At 40.1% G+C, this 20,207-nt stretch carries 15 protein-coding genes; 13 read left to right on the top strand and 2 right to left on the bottom strand.

Annotated features, from left to right (window positions below; all coding sequences use genetic code 11):
- Window positions 1-332 precede the first annotated feature (332 nt).
- Entirely contained in the window at window positions 333-2,438 is a 2,106-nt protein-coding gene (locus tag CO686_RS07750; RefSeq protein ID WP_049500160.1) for an ATP-dependent Clp protease ATP-binding subunit, read from the top strand.
- A 165-nt stretch (window positions 2,439-2,603) separates the two neighbouring features.
- Here the strand turns inward: CO686_RS07750 and CO686_RS07745 are convergent, their stop codons facing one another.
- Window positions 2,604-3,086, bottom strand: coding sequence for an S-ribosylhomocysteine lyase (locus CO686_RS07745; RefSeq protein ID WP_000032557.1), 483 nt, complete (start codon window positions 3,084-3,086; stop codon window positions 2,604-2,606).
- Window positions 3,087-3,180: 94 nt separating this feature from the next.
- Window positions 3,181-4,665: a DUF1846 domain-containing protein gene (locus tag CO686_RS07740; protein WP_049550233.1), complete on the bottom strand. Its 1,485-nt coding sequence runs from the start codon at window positions 4,663-4,665 to the stop codon at window positions 3,181-3,183.
- 152 nt (window positions 4,666-4,817) lie between these two features.
- Here CO686_RS07740 and CO686_RS07735 point away from each other — a divergent pair, with 152 nt between their 5' ends.
- The 12 genes from CO686_RS07735 to CO686_RS07680 all read left to right on the top strand — a co-directional run bounded on the left by CO686_RS07735 (window position 4,818) and on the right by CO686_RS07680 (window position 20,195).
- Window positions 4,818-6,428, top strand: coding sequence for a glycoside hydrolase family 13 protein (locus CO686_RS07735; RefSeq protein ID WP_049550234.1), 1,611 nt, complete (start codon window positions 4,818-4,820; stop codon window positions 6,426-6,428).
- A gap of 169 nt (window positions 6,429-6,597) precedes the next feature.
- On the top strand, window positions 6,598-8,565 hold the full coding sequence (locus tag CO686_RS07730; RefSeq protein WP_053091098.1) for a peptide ABC transporter substrate-binding protein: 1,968 nt from the start codon (window positions 6,598-6,600) through the stop codon (window positions 8,563-8,565).
- Between the two features lie 146 nt (window positions 8,566-8,711).
- Complete coding sequence (locus CO686_RS07725) at window positions 8,712-10,673, top strand: peptide ABC transporter substrate-binding protein (protein WP_096753699.1); 1,962 nt, start codon at window positions 8,712-8,714, stop codon at window positions 10,671-10,673.
- 185 nt (window positions 10,674-10,858) lie between these two features.
- Window positions 10,859-12,304 (top strand): LCP family glycopolymer transferase CpsA, encoded by a 1,446-nt coding sequence (gene cpsA / locus CO686_RS07720; protein ID WP_096753698.1) that lies wholly within the window; start codon window positions 10,859-10,861, stop codon window positions 12,302-12,304.
- 1 nt (window position 12,305) lies between these two features.
- Window positions 12,306-13,037 (top strand): capsular polysaccharide biosynthesis protein Cps4B, encoded by a 732-nt coding sequence (cps4B, locus tag CO686_RS07715; protein WP_096753697.1) that lies wholly within the window; start codon window positions 12,306-12,308, stop codon window positions 13,035-13,037.
- 8 nt (window positions 13,038-13,045) lie between these two features.
- Window positions 13,046-13,738: a capsular polysaccharide biosynthesis protein CpsC gene (cpsC, locus tag CO686_RS07710; RefSeq protein ID WP_000664125.1), complete on the top strand. Its 693-nt coding sequence runs from the start codon at window positions 13,046-13,048 to the stop codon at window positions 13,736-13,738.
- A gap of 9 nt (window positions 13,739-13,747) precedes the next feature.
- Window positions 13,748-14,440, top strand: coding sequence for a tyrosine-protein kinase (locus CO686_RS07705; protein WP_096753696.1), 693 nt, complete (start codon window positions 13,748-13,750; stop codon window positions 14,438-14,440).
- Window positions 14,441-14,462: 22 nt separating this feature from the next.
- Window positions 14,463-15,830, top strand: a complete 1,368-nt coding sequence (locus tag CO686_RS07700; RefSeq protein WP_096753695.1) for a sugar transferase — start codon at window positions 14,463-14,465, stop codon at window positions 15,828-15,830.
- A 30-nt stretch (window positions 15,831-15,860) separates the two neighbouring features.
- On the top strand, window positions 15,861-17,033 hold the full coding sequence (gene cps2T / locus CO686_RS07695) for a beta 1-4 rhamnosyltransferase Cps2T (RefSeq protein ID WP_096753694.1): 1,173 nt from the start codon (window positions 15,861-15,863) through the stop codon (window positions 17,031-17,033).
- 3 nt (window positions 17,034-17,036) lie between these two features.
- Complete coding sequence (locus tag CO686_RS07690; protein WP_049500996.1) at window positions 17,037-18,194, top strand: glycosyltransferase family 4 protein; 1,158 nt, start codon at window positions 17,037-17,039, stop codon at window positions 18,192-18,194.
- 2 nt (window positions 18,195-18,196) lie between these two features.
- Window positions 18,197-19,195, top strand: coding sequence for a Stealth CR1 domain-containing protein (locus tag CO686_RS07685; protein WP_049500998.1), 999 nt, complete (start codon window positions 18,197-18,199; stop codon window positions 19,193-19,195).
- A gap of 34 nt (window positions 19,196-19,229) precedes the next feature.
- Window positions 19,230-20,195: a glycosyltransferase family 2 protein gene (locus CO686_RS07680; RefSeq protein ID WP_049501000.1), complete on the top strand. Its 966-nt coding sequence runs from the start codon at window positions 19,230-19,232 to the stop codon at window positions 20,193-20,195.
- Window positions 20,196-20,207 lie beyond the last annotated feature (12 nt).

The following is a 20,207-nucleotide window of genomic DNA, read 5'->3' as shown; positions in this document are numbered from 1 at the left end:
TTAAAAAAATAGTCAAATTTGGTCAAAAAGATGTTGACTTTTACTGACCAATGTGATATAGTAGAAGCATAAGGAAAATGAATTCCTTAGAAAACTTCATTTTCAATGATTCTATTTATTGAAAATGTATGATAGATACCCTAGAAAGGGGTGAGGCCTATGTTAAATCTAACAGATTTTGAAAAGAAGATGATAAAAGGCTTATTTAAGAAAGAAAAACCAGAAATTATACGTAGAGTAGTTAGTTAGCTAGTCTAAAATTTTTAAAACAAAGGTCAAAGATAGTCAATATCAGAGATTGCAAATAATAAACAATAAACGAGGTAAAAAATATGAACAACAACTTTAATAACTTTAACAACATGGATGATTTATTTAACCAATTGATGGGTGGTATGCGAGGATATAGTTCTGAAAATCGTCGCTACTTGATTAATGGACGAGAAGTGACACCTGAGGAATTTGCTCAGTATCGTGCAACTGGGAAATTACCAGGAAATGCAGAATCTGAGGTGCAAATGCAACAACACGCTTCAGGTATGAAACAAGACGGTGTCCTTGCTAAACTAGGTCGTAACTTGACAGCGGAAGCTCGCGAGGGCAAGCTGGATCCTGTTATCGGACGAAACAAGGAAATTCAAGAAACTTCTGAAATCCTCTCACGTCGTACCAAAAACAATCCTGTTCTGGTCGGAGATGCAGGTGTTGGTAAGACAGCCGTTGTCGAAGGTCTAGCACAAGCGATTGTGAATGGAGATGTTCCGGCTGCCATCAAGAACAAGGAAATTATTTCTATTGATATCTCAGGTCTTGAGGCTGGAACTCAATACCGTGGTAGCTTTGAAGAAAACGTTCAAAACCTAGTCAATGAAGTGAAAGAAGCAGGGAATATTATCCTCTTCTTTGATGAAATTCACCAAATTCTCGGTGCTGGTAGCACTGGTGGAGACAGTGGATCTAAAGGGCTTGCGGACATTCTCAAGCCAGCTCTCTCTCGTGGTGAGTTGACAGTTATTGGGGCAACGACTCAAGACGAATACCGTAACACCATCTTGAAGAATGCAGCTCTTGCTCGTCGTTTCAACGAAGTCAAGGTTAATGCTCCTTCAGCAGAGGTTACTTTTAAAATCCTTCAAGGGATTCGTGACCTCTATCAACAACACCACAATGTCATTTTGCCAGACGAAGTCTTGAAAGCAGCAGTGGATTATTCCATCCAATACATTCCACAACGCAGCTTGCCAGATAAAGCTATTGACCTTGTCGATGTAACGGCTGCTCACTTGGCAGCTCAACATCCTGTAACAGATGTGCATGCTGTTGAACGGGAAATTGAGGCAGAAAAAGACAAGCAAGAAAAAGCAGTTGAGGCAGAAGACTTTGAAGCAGCTCTCAATGCTAAAACACGTATTGCAGAATTAGAGAAAAAAGTCGAAAACCACACAGAAGACATGAAAGTGACTGCAAGCATCAACGATGTGGCTGAGTCCGTAGAGCGTATGACTGGTATCCCAGTTTCTCAAATGGGGGCATCTGATATCGAACGCCTAAAAGATATGGCTCATCGCTTGGAACACAAGGTAATTGGCCAAGATAAGGCAGTAGAAGCAGTAGCTCGTGCTATCCGTCGTAACCGTGCAGGATTTGATGAAGGCAATCGCCCAATCGGTAGCTTCCTCTTTGTAGGGCCTACTGGAGTTGGTAAGACGGAGCTTGCTAAGCAATTGGCATTGGATATGTTTGGTACCAAGGATGCGATTATCCGCTTGGATATGTCTGAATACAGTGACCGCACAGCCGTATCTAAGTTAATTGGTACAACAGCAGGTTATGTGGGGTATGATGACAATAGCAATACCTTGACAGAACGTGTTCGTCGTAATCCTTACTCTATCATTCTCTTGGACGAAATTGAAAAGGCTGATCCTCAAGTAATCACCCTTCTCCTCCAAGTATTGGATGATGGTCGTTTGACTGATGGTCAAGGAAATACAGTGAACTTCAAGAACACGGTCATTATCGCGACATCAAATGCTGGATTTGGTTATGAAGCCAACTTGACAGAAGATGCTGACAAACCAGAATTGATGGATCGTTTGAAACCATTCTTCCGCCCAGAGTTCCTTAACCGCTTTAATGCAGTTATCGAGTTCTCACACTTGAATAAGGAGGACCTTTCTAAGATTGTGGACTTGATGTTGGCGGAAGTCAACCAAACCTTGGCTAAGAAAGACATTAATTTAGAAGTCAGCCAAGCGGCTAAGGACTTTATCACAGAAGAAGGCTATGACGAAGTTATGGGTGTTCGTCCTCTCCGTCGCGTGGTTGAACAACAAATTCGTGATAAGGTGACAGACTTCCACTTGGATCATCTAGATGCTAAACATCTGGAAGCAGATATGGAAGATGGTGGTTTAGTTATTCGTGAAAAAGCCTAATACTCTTCGAAAATCAAATTCAAACCACGTCAACGTCGCCTTGCCGTACTCAAGTACAGCCTGCGGCTAGTTTCCTAGTTTGCTCTTTGATTTTCATTGAGTATAAGACAAAATTTTGAGAATAAAAAAGAAGGAACTAGCTAAAAAGCTGGTTCCTTTTTGTGTTTAGATGACATGGCGCTCAAAGGCATCATCTGAGATTCCTTGTTCCAGAATGAGTTTCGCCCATTCTTTAGCAGAAAAGAGGCTGTGGTCCTTGTAGTTTCCGCAAGATTCGATGGTTGTTCCAGGAACATCTTCCCAAGTAGTGGTTTCAGCAATTTCTTTGAGCGAATCCTTGATAACAGCTGCAATCTCAGCGCTGGTATGGCGTCCCCACATAATCATGTGGAAGCCTGTACGGCAACCAAATGGTGAGCAGTCAATCATGCCGTCAATGCGGGTACGGATGAGTTTGGCCAAGAGGTGCTCGATCGTGTGAAGGCCAGCGGTAGGGATAGAGTCTTCATTTGGTTGCACCAAGCGAATATCAAAGTTGGAGATGACATCTCCCTTTGGCCCTGTTTCTTCCCCAATCAAGCGGACATAGGGTGCTTTAACAATGGTGTGGTCTAGTTCAAAACTTTCGACAATAACTTCTTTTGACATGGTAAATCCTTTCAGTTTTCTTCCTTCATTATATCATAAAGGGTGCTCTTGAGATAGAGAGAAAACCTCTCCAAGAAAGGAGAGGTTTGAGTTTTTATTTGCGATACAAGCGATCGTATTGGTAGTATGGGTCAAAGGTTACGTTGATGCCTAGCTTGCGAAGGACGTTCTTGTCTTCATCAGTTAAGATGATGGTTGAGTGAGCTTCACTTCCTTTGAGGTTACCCAGTTCTTTCATTGCGCGCGCAGCATCAGGATTTTCCATAGCTGTGATTGCAAGAGCAATCAGGATTTCATTTGAATGCAGGCGCGGATTGCGGCTACCTAGATGATTGATTTTAAGACCTTGAATTGGTTTGACGACTTCAGGCTCGATTAGTTTCACTTCCTTAGCGATGTCAGCTGATTTTTTAATAGCATTGATCAAGGCAGCAGCTGTAGGACCAAAGAGTTCAGAGTTTTTACCAGTGACAATGTCACCAGATGGTAATTCAAGAGCTAGGGCAGGACCACCGGTTTCTTCAGCCTTTTGACGTGCTGCGACAGCAACCTGACGGTCTGCAGGTGTGATACCGAGATCGTTCATGAGAAGTTCAATCTTCTTGACAGCAGTTTCTCCGACTTTTTCAGCTTTAAAATCAAGAACAGTTTGATAATAGCGACGGATGATTTCTTGTTTAGAAGCTTCGATAGCAGCTTCATTATCAGTAATAGCAAAACCAACCATGTTGACACCCATGTCTGTTGGTGAAGCGTATGGAGACTCACCGAGAATGCGTTCCAACATACGTTTGAGCACTGGGAAAATTTCGATATCACGGTTGTAATTGACAGTGGTTTCTCCGTAGGTTTGGAGATGGAAAGGGTCAATCATGTTGACATCGTCAAGGTCTGCGGTTGCAGCCTCGTAGGCCAAATTGACTGGATGATGAAGGGGCAGATTCCAGACTGGGAAGGTTTCAAATTTAGCGTAGCCAGACTTGATACCGTTGAGTTGGTCGTGGTACATATTGGACATACAAGTTGCCAATTTTCCAGAACCAGGTCCAGGAGCGGTTACGACAATCAAGTTGCGACTGGTTTTGATGTAGTCGTTTTTTCCCATACCTTCGGGAGAAATGATGTGGTCCATATCCGTCGGGTATCCTTTGATTGGATAATGAAGATAAGAATCAATTCCATTTTTCTCGAGCTGGTTTCGGAAGGCATCTGCAGCGGGTTGTCCGGCGTATTGTGTGATGACAACAGAACCGACAAAGATTCCCAGTTCATTGAATTTGTCAATCAAACGAAGAACTTCTTGGTCATAAGAAATGCCCAAGTCACCACGTGCTTTAGAGTGCTCGATATTGCTAGCATTAATAGCAATCACAACTTCAATCTGCTCTTTCAATTCTTGCAAGAGCTTGATTTTATTGTCAGGCTCATAACCAGGAAGAACACGAGCAGCGTGGAAATCTTCTAACATTTTACCACCAAACTCCAAGTAGAGCTTGCCGTCAAATTGATTAATGCGCTCTAAGATGTGGTCGCGCTGTAGATTCAAATATTGTTCAGAACTAAAAGCTTGTTTTTTCATTTTTTTACCTCTGACCTCTATTATAATAAAAAATTGGAAGTTAGGAAACTACGGAGTCAAAAAAGAAATCAAAAAGATTAGGCAAACGCTTGCACTATGTTCAAAAAAGCGCTATCATAGACTATAGATTATTAAAATAATGAGGTAAACAGATGCAAGAAAAATGGTGGCACAATGCCGTAGTCTATCAAGTCTATCCAAAGAGTTTTATGGATAGTAATGGAGATGGAATTGGTGATTTGCCAGGAATTACGAGTAAGTTAGACTATCTAGCCAAACTAGGGATTACAGCGATTTGGCTTTCTCCCGTTTATGACAGTCCTATGGATGATAATGGTTATGATATTGCTGATTATCAAGCGATTGCTGCTATTTTCGGAACTATGGAGGATATGGATGAATTGATCGCTGAAGCTAAGAAGCGTGACATTCGAATTATCATGGACTTGGTGGTCAATCATACCTCGGATGAACACGCCTGGTTTGTCGAGGCCTGTGAAAATCCTGATAGCCCCGAGCGAGACTACTATATCTGGCGGGATGAGCCTAATGATTTGGAGTCTATCTTTAGTGGGTCTGCTTGGGAATACGATGAAAAGTCGGGTCAATACTATCTTCACTTTTTCAGCAAGAAACAGCCCGATCTCAACTGGGAGAATGAAAAACTGCGCCAAAAAATTTATGAGATGATGAACTACTGGATTGATAAAGGGATTGGCGGTTTCCGTATGGATGTTATTGACATGATTGGCAAGATTCCTGATGAGAAGGTAGTGAATAATGGTCCCATGCTCCATCCCTATCTCAAGGAAATGAATCAGGGGACCTTTAGAGATAAGAATCTCTTGACAGTAGGAGAGACCTGGGGAGCAACGCCAGAGATTGCTAAGCTCTACTCGGATCCAAAAGGACAAGAATTGTCAATGGTTTTCCAGTTTGAACACATCTGTCTTCAGTATCAGGAAGGGCAACCTAAGTGGCACTATCAAAAAGAGTTAAATGTAGGGAAGTTAAAAGAGATTTTCAACAAATGGCAGACAGAGCTGGGAGTTGAAGATGGCTGGAATTCCCTCTTCTGGAATAACCATGACCTTCCTCGTATCGTCTCCATCTGGGGAAATGACCAAGAATACCGTGAAAAATCTGCCAAAGTCTTTGCAATCCTGCTTCATTTGATGAGAGGAACGCCTTATATTTACCAAGGTGAGGAGATCGGGATGACCAACTATCCATTTGAAACACTGGATCAAGTAGAAGATATTGAATCCCTCAACTATGCGCGTGAGGCTCTTAAAAAAAGTGTTCCGCTAGAGGAAATTATGGACAGCATCCGTATCATTGGTCGCGACAATGCCCGTACTCCAATGCAATGGAATGAGAGCCAAAATGCTGGTTTCTCAACAGGTCAACCGTGGTTGGCAGTTAATCCAAACTACGAAAAAATCAACGTTCAAGAAGCACTGGCAAATCCAGAATCTATTTTCTATACCTATCAAAAACTCGTTCAAATCCGCAAGGAAAACAGTTGGCTGATTCGCGCTGACTTTGAATTGCTTGATACGGCTGATAAGGTTTTTGCTTATATCCGTAAGGACGGTGAGCGCCGCTTCCTAGTTGTGGCTAACTTGTCCAATGAAAAACAAAACTTTTCAGTAGAAGGAAGAGTTAAGTCAATCTTGATTGAAAACACTACTGCTAAAGAAGCAGTTGAAAAACAAACCTTGGCTCCATGGGATGCCTTTTGTGTGGAACTAGCGGATTAAAATAAGTGAACCTCAAGCCTTTGATGCTTGGGGTTCTTTTGTTGAAAAATATATAGAAAAACCTTTAAAAAATATTTGTTAGAATTTTCTAAAAAATCTGGCGAAAGTTCTTGCTTTTATGAAAAAATAGGGTATAATGGTGAAAACACTATCTTTAAGGAGATTACTTATGAAATCGAAAAAGTGGCTCTTAGGAGCAGGTGCTGTTTTGAGTGCGGCCCTACTGTTAACTGCTTGTGGGCAAAGTGAAAAGAAAGCGGATGCTCCCAAGACATTCTCTTATGTCTATGCTATGGATCCATCTTCTTTGGACTATAGTGTGACGAGCAAGAGCTCAACTTCTGACGTTATAGCAAACGTTGTTGATGGTCTTTTGGAAAATGACAAGTATGGGAACTTAATTCCATCACTTGCAGAAGACTGGTCTGTTTCAAAGGATGGTTTGACTTACACCTACAAACTTCGTAAGGGTGTAAAATGGTATACTTCTGATGGGGAAGAATACGCTGAAGTTAAAGCTAAAGACTTTGTTACTGGGCTTAAACATGCCGCTGACGGAAAATCAGATGGTCTTTCTTTGATTCAGGATTCTATCAAAGGTTTGGCAGAGTATGTTAGTGGTGAGAGCAATGATTTCTCTACCGTAGGAGTTAAGGCTGTTGATGATTATACGGTAGAATATACGCTCAACAAACCAGAGAGTTTCTGGAACTCTAAGGTCACAACTGCAACCATGCTCCCAGTTAATGAAGAATTTTTGAATTCTAAAGGGAGCGACTACGGTGCACCAACCCCATCAGGTATCCTATATAATGGTCCTTATTTCTTGAAATCATTGACTTCAAAATCAGTCATTGAATATGAAAAGAATCCAAACTACTGGGATAAGGACAATGTCAAGATTGACAATATTAAACTAACTTTCTACGATGGATCAGACCAAGAATCCTTGATTCGTAGCTTTACACAAGGAGCTTATACAACAGCTCGTCTCTTCCCGACAAGTTCAAATTTTGAGTCAACTAAACAAGAGTACGGCGATAAGATTGTTTACAGTCCACAAGAAGCGACAAGCTACTACCTCACTGTTAACGTAAACCGCCAATCTTACAATAAAACAGCTAAAACAGACGAAGCTCAAAAAACATCAACGAAAGAAGCTCTTCTCAACAAGAACTTCCGTCAGGCGCTGAACTTTGCCCTTGATCGTCATTCTTATACTGCTCAGTTGAATGGTGAAGAAGGTGCGGACAAGATTATCCGTAACAGCCTAGTGCCACATGACTACGTTCAAGTGGGTGAAAAAACCTTTGGAGAGTTGGCACAGGCAGAGCTCGTTTCATATGGAGACCAGTGGAAAGATGTAGCCCTTACAGATGGCAAGGATACGATTTACAGTCCTGAAAAAGCTAAGGCAGCCTTTGCTAAAGCCAAGGAAGAATTGCAGGGCAAGGGGGTTACCTTCCCAATCCATTTGGATATCCCGGTTGAACAAACAGATGTAATCGCGGTTCAACAAACTAACTCACTCAAGCAGTCTATCGAATCATCACTTGGTACTGAAAATGTCATTGTCGATGTCCTTCAAATGACAGATAATGAGAAAATGAGCATTACATCTCAAGCCAAGGTTCCATCCCAAAAAGACTATGACTTGAACGGAACTGGTTGGGGACCAGATTATCAAGACCCGGCTACCTACCTCAACATCCTTGATGCTAAGAAGGGTTCTGCCCTTAAACACTTGGGGATCAATCGCGGAAAAGATCCAGAAGTGATGGCTCAAGTTGGACTGGACGAATACAAGAAACTCTTGGATGACGCTGCAGCTGAAACCAGCGACCTTAATAAGCGTTATGAAAAATATGCTAAAGCTCAAGCTTGGGTATCGGATAGTTCACTTTTAATCCCAGTTGCTTCTTCAGGTGGTTCTCCAACGGTTAGCCGTACTGTACCATTTACAAAAGCTTACTCTCAAGTCGGGATCAAGGGAGACCCATTTGTATTCAAAGGATTGGAATTGCAAAATGACGTTGTGACTGCAAAAGAATACGAAGAAGCCTTCAAGAAATGGCAACAAGAAAAAATCGAGACAAATGCCAAATACCAAAAAGAACTTGAAAAACACGTCAAGTAATCTATAAACAGAAAAGGAAGTTGCAGGAAACTGTGCTTCTTTTTTGTTTTGAGACACCAGTTGTCATAAAGGCAGTAACTTTACATTTTTGAATAAATTTGATAAAATATGGTTATGTTATAAAAAGTGACATAAAGGAGTGAATGATGATCAAACTGAAAAAAAGACTAATCGGGACAGGTCTTGTCTTAGCGACAGGGATTTTGCTCTCTGCATGTGGACAGTCCAACACAGATACTAGCACTTATTCATCAACATTTAGTGCGAATCCAACAACTTTTAACTATCTTCTAGATTATTATGCAGATAACACTGCCGTTATTACCAATCTCGTAGATGGATTGCTAGAAAATGACAGCTATGGGAACCTCGTACCTGCTCTTGCGGAGGATTGGTCTGTTTCATCAGATGGTTTGACCTATACCTACAAGCTTAGAAAAGATGCCAAGTGGTATACGGCTGATGGTGAGGAATACGCTTCAGTCAAAGCTCAGGATTTTGTCACTGGGATCAAATATGCTGCGGACAACAAGGGGCAAGCCATGGATCTGATTCAAAATTCAATCAAGGGATTGAATGACTATGTGACGGGTGTGACCAATGACTTTTCAACTGTTGGTGTCAAAGCCTTGGATGACTATACGGTTGAGTACACTTTGACACGACCAGAACCTTATTGGAACTCTAAGACAACCAATAGTATTCTTTTCCCAGTCAACGAAGAGTTTTTGAAATCAAAAGATAAAGACTTTGGTACCTTGACACCAGACAGCATCCTTTATAACGGTCCATATCTGTTAAAAGATTTCACATCAAAATCTTCGATCGAATATGTGAAGAATCCACACTATTATGACCATGATAAAGTAACCATTGAAAAAGTTAAGTTAGCCTACTTTGATGGGTCAGATCAGGAGATGACCATTCGAAACTTTGAAAGTGGTGCTTACTCGATTGCAGGAGTCTATCCAAACAGTTCGAATTATGCTAAGACAAAAGAAAAATACCAAGACAATATCGTCTATAGCTTACAAGACAAGACATCTTGGTACTTTAACTTTAACGTCAACCGCAAAACCTATAATCATACCGCTAAAACAACGGACGAACAAAAGAAATCAGCTCAAACAGCTATCTTAAATAAAAAATTCCGTCAGGCTATCAACTTTGGAATTGATCGAACAGCCTACTCTGCTCAATCTAACGGTGAAGAAGCAGCGAGCAAAACCCTTCGTAATACTCTGGTTCCCCCAACATTTGTCCAGGTGGGAGACAAGACCTTTGGAGAAGTAACAGCTTCTAAGCTTGTGAACTACGGAACTGAGTGGTCAGGCATCAATTTAGCAGACGCTCAAGATGCTTACTTCAATAAGGAAAAGGCCCAAGCAAAATTTGCGGAAGCTAAAAAGGAATTAGAAGCCCAAGGCGTGACTTTCCCAATCCATTTGGATGTCCCTGTTGATCAGACAAATAAAAATGCGGTTTCTGGTATGAACTCGGTTAAACAAACCCTTGAAACAGTACTAGGTTCTGACAATATCGTCATTGATGTTCAACAGCTTTCTACAGATGACTTTGGAAATGTTGCCTTCCTAGCACCAAATCCAGCAGCTCGTGACTACGACCTAAACTTTGATGGTTGGGTTGGTGATTACCAGGATCCATCAACTTATCTAGATCCCTTCAATGCTGAAACTGGCTTCTATCTCAAGATTTTTGGTCTTGATGCCAAGGAAGACCAAGAGCTCATTAAGAGTTTGGGGCTCGATACCTATACACAACTCTTGAAAGAAGCAGATGCTGAGAACAAAGATGTCGCTAAGCGTTATGAAAAATACGCTGAAGCGCAAGCTTGGATGATTGACAATTCTCTAGTCATGTCTGCTATGTCAAATGGTGGTACAGCCTCTGTAACCAAAGTAACTCCGTTTACACGTGCCTACTCCCTAGTGGGAATCAAGGGTGACGGAAATAATTATAAGTACATGAGATTACAAAAAGACCCTGTTACCAAGAAACAATTTGATGAAGCCAAGGCTAAGTGGGAAGCAGAAAGTAAAAGAGCTATCGAAAAGAGCCAAAAAGAGTTTGAAAACCACGTAAAATAAGATGAGAACAAGGTTTCCTATTCAGGAGCCTTGTTTTTGTATCCGTTAAACTAAAAACGAGTAAATGACCTAAATTTTTTTTGGAAAAAAGGTATAAATAAAAACGCTTAACTATAATGAATAAATGGCATTTATTGTTGGTTTATGATATAATGGTTTTAATTATGAAGGTTTAGGAGATTATTATGAGTAGACGCTCAAAGAGAGCTCGTTTAGGGAATGCGAAGCGAAATATTAATATATTCTTATTATCCATTTATTTTTTATTGAGTGGTTTTTTGTTGTTCTTGATTTTTAAACATAATATCCTGGCCTTTAGATATCTCAATATTCTGGCTACGATTTTAATTCTAATTTCTATTGTAATTGCAATCCTTCTGATAGTGTATAAAAAAGCCGAGAAGTTTACGGTTTTCTTTTTGACACTTGCTATCGTAGTTAGCTCCGTTTCTCTCTATGCTTTGCAACAGTTTGTCGGTTTTACCAATCATATCAATGCGACCTCAAACTACTCAGAGTATTCGATGAGTGTGGTCGTTTTGAAAGATAGTGAAATCAATAATGTGACCCAGTTGGATAGTGTAACAGGTCCGACTGAAACAGATAATGATAATATCCAAAAGTTGGTGGCGGATATTAAGACGACACAGAGTAAAGACTTGACAGTTGAACAGAGTACTTCTTATCTAGCAGCTTATAAGAGTCTGCTTTCTGGCGAAACGAAAGCAATTGTCTTAAATAGTGTTTTTGAAAATATCATTGAAGCAGAGTATCCAGATTATGCTTCAAAAATCAAAAAAATCTATACAAAACAATTAACTAAGGATGTAGCGGCACCAAAGGTATCAAAGAATAAAGCTTTCAATATTTATGTGAGTGGTATTGATACCTATGGTCCGATTAGTTCCGTTTCGCGTTCAGATGTAAACATTTTGATGACTGTGAACCGAGATACCAAGAAAATCCTTCTGACTACAACGCCTCGAGATTCCTATGTTCCGATCGCGGATGGGGGAAATAATCAAAAGGATAAATTGACCCACGCTGGAATCTATGGAGTGGACTCGTCGATTCATACTTTGGAAAATCTCTATGGGGTGGATATTAACTACTATGTTCGCTTGAACTTCACTTCTTTCTTGAAATTGATTGACCTTTTAGGTGGTGTTGATGTCTATAATGATCAGGATTTCACTTCTTTGCATGGCAAGTACCATTTCCCTGTTGGGAATGTTCATTTAGACTCTGAGCAGGCTCTTGGTTTTGTCCGTGAGCGCTACTCTCTAGCAGATGGAGATCGAGATCGTGGTCGGAACCAACAAAAGGTTATTGTAGCTATTATTCAGAAGTTGACGTCAACTGAGGCTTTAAAAAACTACGATAACATCATCCAAGGATTGCAAGATTCTCTTCAGACCAATATGCCTTTGGAAACCATGATGGATCTGGTTAATACTCAATTGGAGAGTGGCGGGAATTACAAAGTCAACTCTCAAGACTTGAAGGGAACTGGACGCACGGATCTTCCTTCATACGCTATGCCAGATAGTAACCTCTACATGATGGAAATTGATGAAAGTAGCTTGGCCGCTGCCAAAGCTGCTATCAATGATGTGATGGAGGGCAAGTAGCATGATAGATATCCATTCGCACATCGTTTTTGATGTGGACGATGGTCCAAAGTCGATAGAGGAGAGTAAAAAACTTCTTAGAGAGGCCTATAGTCAAGGAGTGCGGACAATCGTTTCAACATCGCATAGACGAAAAGGGATGTTCGAAACTCCTGAAGAAAAAATCGCAACCAACTTTCTGAAGGTACGAGAAATGGCTAAGGAAGTTGCTGATGACCTAATCATTGCCTATGGGGCAGAAATCTACTATACGCCAGATGTTGTTGAGAAGTTAGAAAAGAAATTAATCCCAACCCTTAACGATAGTCGCTATGCTTTGATTGAGTTTAGTATGAATACAGCTTATCGAGATATGCATAAGGGATTGAGTGATATTCTAATGCTAGGCATTACACCCGTCATTGCCCACATTGAACGTTACGATGCTTTAGAAAACAATGAAAAGCGCGTGCGAGAACTAATTGACATGGGATGTTATACTCAGGTTAATAGTTCTCATGTTTTGAAACCAAAACTCTTCGGAGAAACCTATAAATTTATGAAAAAGAGAGCCCAGTATTTCTTGGAACGAGATCTGGTTCATGTGATAGCAAGTGATATGCACAACTTGGATCACAGACCTCCTCATATGGAGGAAGCCTATGATATCATTGCCAAAAAATACAGCGAAGATAAGGCTAAGGAACTTTTTAAGGATAATCCCCGAAAAATAATAATGGATCAATTGATTTAGGAGAAAAAATGAAAGAACAAAATATGATGGAAATCGATGTATTTCACTTACTTAAAATCCTTTGGAAACGAAAATTTTTAATTGCTTTGGTAGCATTCGTGACAGGGACAGTAGCATTTGCCTACAGTAGTTTTATTGTGAAGCCGGAGTTTACGAGTACGACCCGAATTTATGTGGTCAATCGCAATCAGGGAGATAAGCCTGGCTTGACTAACCAAGACTTGCAAGCAGGATCTTACTTGGTAAAAGACTATCGAGAAATCATTCTCTCGCAAGACGTTTTAGAGAAGGTTGCGACTGATTTGAAACTAGAACTCCCTCCAAAAGGTCTTGCTAGTAAAATTAAAGTAACAGTTCCTGTTGATACGCGTATTGTCTCTATCTCTGTTACTGATCGCGTACCAGAAGAAGCAAGTCGGATTGCCAACTCTTTGAGAGAGGTTGCTGCTCAAAAAATCATCAGTGTAACGCGCGTTTCAGATGTGACTACACTTGAAGAAGCACGTCCTGCAACATCGCCATCGTCTCCAAATATTCGTCGTAATACAATGGTTGGATTCCTTGTGGGAGCAGTTGCGATGGTTGTCACTGTTCTCCTTGTCGAACTCTTGGATACACGAGTGAAACGCCCAGAAGATGTTGAGGATGTTATGCAAATTGCACTCTTGGGAGTTGTTCCAAACTTGGATAAATTGAGATAGGAGAGAGAAATGCCAACGTTAGAAATTGCACACAAAAAATTGGATCAGGCAAGAAAAGCTGAAGAGTACTACAATGCGCTTCGCACCAATATTCAACTGAGTGGGAATAATTTAAAAGTAATTGCAATTACATCTGTAAAGTCTGGGGAAGGAAAATCAACAACTTCTACTAATATTGCTTGGGCTTTCGCGCGTGCGGGATATAAGACACTGTTAATCGATGCGGATATCCGTAATTCTGTCATGTCGGGTGTTTTTAAATCACGTGAAAAGATTACAGGGTTAACAGAATATTTATCAGGGACAACAGACTTATCACAAGGTTTATGCGAAACAAATGTTGAAAATTTATTTGTTATCCAGGCAGGTTCTGTATCCCCAAACCCTACAGCTTTGCTACAAAGTGAAAATTTTGCAACTATGATTGATACTCTGCATAAATACTTTGATTATATCATTGTTGATACCGCACCGATAGGAGTTGTTATTGATGCTGCAATCATTACACAGAAATGTGATGCTTCTGTTTTGGTGACTGCGGCTGGTGAAACAAATCGTCGCGATGTCCAAAAAGCTAAAGAACAACTCGAACAAACAAGTAAACCATTTCTAGGAGTAGTTCTAAATAAATTTAATACTTCAGTCGAAAAATATGGCTCCTATGGAGCATATGGAAACTATGGGAATTATGGCAAAAAATAATAAATAGCCTAGGGAAGATATTATGGAAGAAAAGGGATTGAAGATTTCTTTGGCAGTATTCCAGAGTTTTCTTGTCATTATTTTAGCTTATTTACTCAGTTTTGTTAAAGAAACAGAGATTGTATACACCTCAATGGTAATTCTATACATTCTCCATTATCTTGTCTTTCATATTAGTGATTACGGACAAGATTTTTTCAAAAGAGGGTACTTGGCAGAGTTTATCAGAACAGCAAAATATATTATTTTCTTTGCTTTAGCGATTAGCATCTCGAATTTTTTCTTAGAAGATCGTTTTAGCATTTCAAGACGAGGGATGGTGTATTTTTTGATAATACATTCCATTTTGCTTTATCTGATGAATCTATGTATTAAGCGTTATTGGAAACGACTATTCCCAAACTTAAAAGGAAGAAAGAAAGTCTTTTTGATAACGGCGACTTCTAGAGTTGAGAAAGTAATGGATAGACTGATAGAAGCAAGTGAAATTTTATGGGAGTTAGAAGCGGTTAGTGTTTTAGATCAGCCAAACTTCCGTCATGAACATTTAAAAGTCATTCCTGCTGAAAATATTTTAGACTATACAACTCATGAAGTTGTCGATGAGGTCTTTATCAATCTACCTAGTGAAGAGTATAACATTGAAGATTATATTTCTCTCTTTGAAACCATGGGAATAGATGTGACAGTCAATCTCAATGCTTTTAACGATAATCTAGGTAGTGATAAAAAAATTCGTGAAATGGCAGGTTTGAATGTTGTATCTTTTTCAACAAAATTTTATAAACCTAGTCATGTGGTCGCTAAACGGATCATTGATATTTGTGGTTCAATTGTCGGACTGATTATCTGCGGTTTGGTGAGTATTGTTTTGGTTCCAATGATTAGAAAAGATGGTGGACCAGCGATTTTTTCTCAAACTCGTATTGGAAAAAATGGCCGACATTTCACTTTCTATAAATTTAGATCTATGTGCGTGAATGCTGAGAAACGCAAACAAGAACTTTTGGCTCAAAATACCATGCAAGGTGGTATGTTTAAGGTTGATGATGATCCTCGTATCACACCAATTGGTCGCTTTATTCGTAAGACCAGCATAGATGAGTTGCCTCAGTTTTGGAATGTTTTAATCGGAGATATGAGTCTGGTCGGGACCCGTCCCCCAACAGTGGATGAGTATGAAAAGTATACACCTGAACAAAAACGTCGATTGAGTTTTAAACCTGGGATAACAGGCTTGTGGCAAGTCAGTGGACGAAGCGAGATCAAGGATTTCGATGAAGTTGTCAAATTAGATGTAGCCTATATTGATGATTGGACTATTTGGAAAGATATTGAAATTTTATTGAAGACCGTTAAGGTTGTATTTATGAGATATGGGGCGAAGTAATTTCTGCCCCTCAGTCTTGTTAGGAGAGAAATGAAACAGTCAGTTTATATCATTGGTTCAAAGGGGATTCCTGCCAAGTATGGAGGATTTGAAACCTTTGTTGAAAAATTAACCGAATATCAAAAAGACAGCAACATACAATACTATGTTGCTTGTATGCGTGAAAATTCAGCTAAATCTGGCATCACGGATGACCAGTTTGAGCATAATGGGGCCATTTGTTTCAACATTGATGTTCCTAATATTGGCCCGGCTCGTGCTATCGCTTACGATATTGCAGCGGTCAACAAGGCTATTGAATTGGCTAAGGAAAACAAGGACGAGGCTCCCATTTTTTATATTCTAGCTTGTCGCATCGGTCCTTTTATTTCTGGACTTAAGAAAAAGATTCGTGTGATCGGTGGCCGGTTGCTGGTAAATCCAGATGGTCATGAATGGCTACGAGCAAAATGGAGCTTACCAGTTCGTAAGTACTGGAAATTCTCAGAGCAACTCATGGTCAAGCATGCTGATTTATTGGTATGTGATAGCAAAAATATCGAACAATATATTCGAGAGGACTATAAACAGTATCAACCAAAGACCACCTATATTGCCTATGGGACAGACACTGCTCCTTCAAGCCTGAAGGCAGAAGATACCAAGGTTCGAAACTGGTATCAGGAAAAAGGAGTTAGCGAAAATGGCTATTATCTAGTAGTGGGACGATTTGTTCCTGAAAATAACTACGAAGCCATGATTCGTGAATTTATCAAGTCCAAGTCCAAAAAGGACTTTGTTCTCATCACAAATGTGGAGCAGAATAAATTTTACGACCAGTTGTTACGGGATACTGGTTTTGACAAAGATCCTAGGGTCAAATTTGTCGGTACTGTCTATGACCAAGAGTTACTCAAGTACATTCGTGAAAACGCCTTTGCCTATTTCCATGGGCATGAGGTTGGAGGAACCAACCCTTCTTTACTGGAAGCCCTAGCATCCACAAAACTAAATTTGTTGCTAGATGTTGGCTTTAACCGTGAAGTTGGTGAAGATGGGGCCATTTATTGGAAAAAAGATGAGTTGGCACGTGTCATTGAGGAAGTAGAAGGATTTGATCAGGCAGCAATAACTGACTTGGATTTCAAGTCAAGCCAAAGAATCCTCTCAGCTTTCACATGGGAAAAGATTGTGTCAGATTATGAAGAAGTGTTTAAAGGATAGGGAATGAAACGGATTTTATACTTGCATGCTGGTGCAGAAATGTATGGAGCAGATAAGGTCTTATTGGAATTGATCAAAGGATTGGATTCCAAAGAATTTGAAGCTCATGTCATCCTGCCAAATGATGGTGTTTTAGTCGAGGCCTTGCGTCAAGTTGGGGCTCAGGTCAGTGTGTTGGATTATCCGATTTTACGTAGAAAATACTTTAATCCTAAAGGCATTGCCGACTATATTCGCTCTTATAATTTCTATGCTAAGCAAATCGCCCTCTATGCTCGACAACACAGTATAGATATGGTTCACAATAATACAGCGGCTGTTTTGGAGGGCATCTATTTGAAACGCAAGCTCAAGCTGCCTTTGATTTGGCATGTTCATGAGATTATCGTCAAACCCAAAGCTATTTCTGACTTTATCAATATGCTCATGGGACGATATGCAGACAAGATTGTGACGGTGTCCCAAGCGGTCGCTAATCATATCAAGCAGTCTCCTTTTATCAAAGATAGCCAAGTGGAAGTGATTTATAACGGTGTCGATAATACTGTCTATTATCCAATGGATGCGTCTTCTATTCGTGAAAAATTTGACATTGCGCAAGATGCACTTGTGATTGGCATGATTGGTCGGGTCAATGCTATCAAAGGACAAAATGATTTCATAGAAGCAGTCGAGCCACTTTTGGAAAAGAATGAGCAAGCGGTGGCTTTCCTAGCTGGAGGTGTTTTTCCTGGTGAAGAATGGCGCTTAGAAGAACTAGATAAGAGAATAGCTTCTTCATCTGTTGTGTCACAAATTCATCGTATTGATTACTACGATAAGACTTCTGAACTTTATAATATGTTTGATATCTTTGTCTTACCAAGTATAAAACCTGATTCCCTACCTACAGTGGTCCTAGAAGCCATGGCTTGTTCAAAACCAGTTGTTGGTTATAACAATGGGGGAATAGCTGAAATGGTAGTAGATGACAAAAGTGGTTGCTTAGTCAAACCAAATCGTCCTCAAGAACTTTCTAATGCCATTTCTCTCTTACTAGATAGTTCTGAAAAAAGAGAAAAATTTGGGCGAGTAGGATATCAGAGACAAAAAGAGCTGTTTTCTTTGGAGAGTTACATCAAGAACTTTTCGGAGTTGTATAAAACAGATAGAAAAGATTAGTTATGAATAAAATAGATTTTGTTGTTACTTGGGTTGATGGGAATGATCCTGTGTGGCAAGAAAAAAAATCAAGCTATGATGGATCGGTTAATACTTCTAAACAGAGTATGAATTCAGTCAAGGCTTACCGAGAATGGGGGACCTTTAAATATTGGTTTAGAGGAGTTGAAAAATTTGCTCCTTGGGTTAATAAGGTCTACCTCGTGACCGACCAGCAAAAGCCAAGCTGGTTAGAGTTAAACAGTGATAAATTGGTATTGGTAGATCATACAGAGATTATCTGCAATGACTACCTGCCAGTTTTTTCTGCCAATCCTATCGAAAGTAATATCCATCGGATCCCCGGACTCTCTGAGCATTTTGTTTTTTTTAATGACGATATGTATTTGACAGCTCCAGTCGAGCCGACAGATTTTTTCTCAGAGGATGGTTTACCCAAATATAATACGGCTCTTTCACCGATTATTCCTGAGCGATATGGAACGGGGAATTTTCAGATAAATGACATGGAGATTGTCACTAGCTATTTCAGTCGAAATGAAATTTTGAAGAATGGCCAATTCTTTGATCCAAAGCAGGGATTAAAAAGTATCGTTAAGTCGCTACTATACAGAAATAGTCAGTTTATCTGTGGTTTCTGGGAGAGTCATCTGCCCTATCCTCTACTAAGATCAACGATGAACTTGGTATGGGAAAAGGAAAAAGCTGTCTTGGAAAGAACCTCGGCTAGTCGCTTTAGAAATCCTTCTGATACCAATGTTTGGCTCTTTAAGTATTGGCAGATTGCCAGTGGTCAATACGCTGTCGGAAATCCTAAGTTGGGGGGACTCTTTTCTTTGGATAATGCCGGACCAGATTTTTGGAAGATACTAAATTCTGGCAAATACCAAATTATGTGTATCAATGATGGATTTAACATTCAAGACGAGGAGCAGGTGATGACAGACTTTATCAAGGCTATGGATCAACTGCTTCCAGATAGAAGCTCATTTGAGATTTAAACTGTAAAACTAAGTAAGAGAAAGAAAAGAAAATATGATTTCGGTAATTGTGCCTGTTTACAATGTGGAGAACTACCTTCATTATGCCATGGAGAGTTTGGAACATCAGACTTACAAGGATATGGAAGTCCTCTTGATTGATGACGGCTCGAGTGATGGCTCAGGACACTTGTGTGACCAGTATGCCCAGCAATATGATTGGGTGACTAGCTACCATAAGGTCAACGGTGGCTTGTCTGATGCTCGGAACTATGGGGTCTTAAAAGCCAAGGGTGACTGGATTACTTTCCTAGATCCAGACGACTATCTGGAACCCTGCGCCTTGGAACTGCTAGCAGAGCTACAAAGTCGTACCCAAGCAGATATGGTGAGTGGCAAAGTAGAGCCAACAGCTCACTATCATCGTTTTCAAAATTTTCACTTGGATCAGCTTGATTTAGACCAAGTTAAGGTCTATGACAAGGCAAAGGCTCTGACTGAGATGCTTTATGGAGACCTTGTGACGGTCTCTGCTTGTGGGAAACTCTATCGGAAAGAACTTCTTGAGAAAGCTCCCTTCCCCAAGGGGCGCATCTACGAAGACCTCTATGTTATCAGTGAGCATCTCAACCAAGCCCAATCCGTGGCCTTGTACCATCTTCCGATTTACCATTATTACCATAGACCTGGTAGCATTACTGCCTCGGCTTTCACTCCAAAACAATACGAGTTTTACGAAGCAATTGATCATTTAAAAGAGGTTGTGAATGCAACCTATCCTGAGAGTTCAGAACTCCAAGAAGCTATCATTTCACGCTTCTTTACAGGAAGTCTTCTTATCTTTACGATGATTAAGGATGGGGATTCAGTAGAATTCAAGAGACTTCAGGAGGAAACCAGGCCTTATTTGCCTCTTGTCTTGAAGAATGCTAGAGTTAGCAAGAAACGTAGGATCCTCTATGTTTTAATTACTAAGTATCCGCGGCTCTATTATCAATTTAAAAAGTTAAAAAAATCCTAAGTAAGAGTTAGG

Origin of the sequence: Streptococcus oralis, from assembly GCF_002386345.1 — a bacterium.
In the GTDB taxonomy this organism is placed as follows: Bacteria; Bacillota; Bacilli; order Lactobacillales; family Streptococcaceae; genus Streptococcus; species Streptococcus oralis_S.
This window is presented reverse-complemented; position numbering and strand designations above follow the sequence as displayed.

Bases quoted from the DNA above. Each gene is read 5' to 3' on its own strand.
- CO686_RS07750 (WP_049500160.1), top strand. From the start codon at position 333: ATGAACAACAACTTTAATAACTTTAACAACATGGATGATTTATTTAAC.
- CO686_RS07745 (WP_000032557.1), bottom strand. From the start codon at position 3,086: ATGTCAAAAGAAGTTATTGTCGAAAGTTTTGAACTAGACCACACCATT.
- CO686_RS07740 (WP_049550233.1), bottom strand. From the start codon at position 4,665: ATGAAAAAACAAGCTTTTAGTTCTGAACAATATTTGAATCTACAGCGC.
- CO686_RS07735 (WP_049550234.1), top strand. From the start codon at position 4,818: ATGCAAGAAAAATGGTGGCACAATGCCGTAGTCTATCAAGTCTATCCA.
- CO686_RS07730 (WP_053091098.1), top strand. From the start codon at position 6,598: ATGAAATCGAAAAAGTGGCTCTTAGGAGCAGGTGCTGTTTTGAGTGCG.
- CO686_RS07725 (WP_096753699.1), top strand. From the start codon at position 8,712: ATGATCAAACTGAAAAAAAGACTAATCGGGACAGGTCTTGTCTTAGCG.
- cpsA (WP_096753698.1), top strand. From the start codon at position 10,859: ATGAGTAGACGCTCAAAGAGAGCTCGTTTAGGGAATGCGAAGCGAAAT.
- cps4B (WP_096753697.1), top strand. From the start codon at position 12,306: ATGATAGATATCCATTCGCACATCGTTTTTGATGTGGACGATGGTCCA.
- cpsC (WP_000664125.1), top strand. From the start codon at position 13,046: ATGAAAGAACAAAATATGATGGAAATCGATGTATTTCACTTACTTAAA.
- CO686_RS07705 (WP_096753696.1), top strand. From the start codon at position 13,748: ATGCCAACGTTAGAAATTGCACACAAAAAATTGGATCAGGCAAGAAAA.
- CO686_RS07700 (WP_096753695.1), top strand. From the start codon at position 14,463: ATGGAAGAAAAGGGATTGAAGATTTCTTTGGCAGTATTCCAGAGTTTT.
- cps2T (WP_096753694.1), top strand. From the start codon at position 15,861: ATGAAACAGTCAGTTTATATCATTGGTTCAAAGGGGATTCCTGCCAAG.
- CO686_RS07690 (WP_049500996.1), top strand. From the start codon at position 17,037: ATGAAACGGATTTTATACTTGCATGCTGGTGCAGAAATGTATGGAGCA.
- CO686_RS07685 (WP_049500998.1), top strand. From the start codon at position 18,197: ATGAATAAAATAGATTTTGTTGTTACTTGGGTTGATGGGAATGATCCT.
- CO686_RS07680 (WP_049501000.1), top strand. From the start codon at position 19,230: ATGATTTCGGTAATTGTGCCTGTTTACAATGTGGAGAACTACCTTCAT.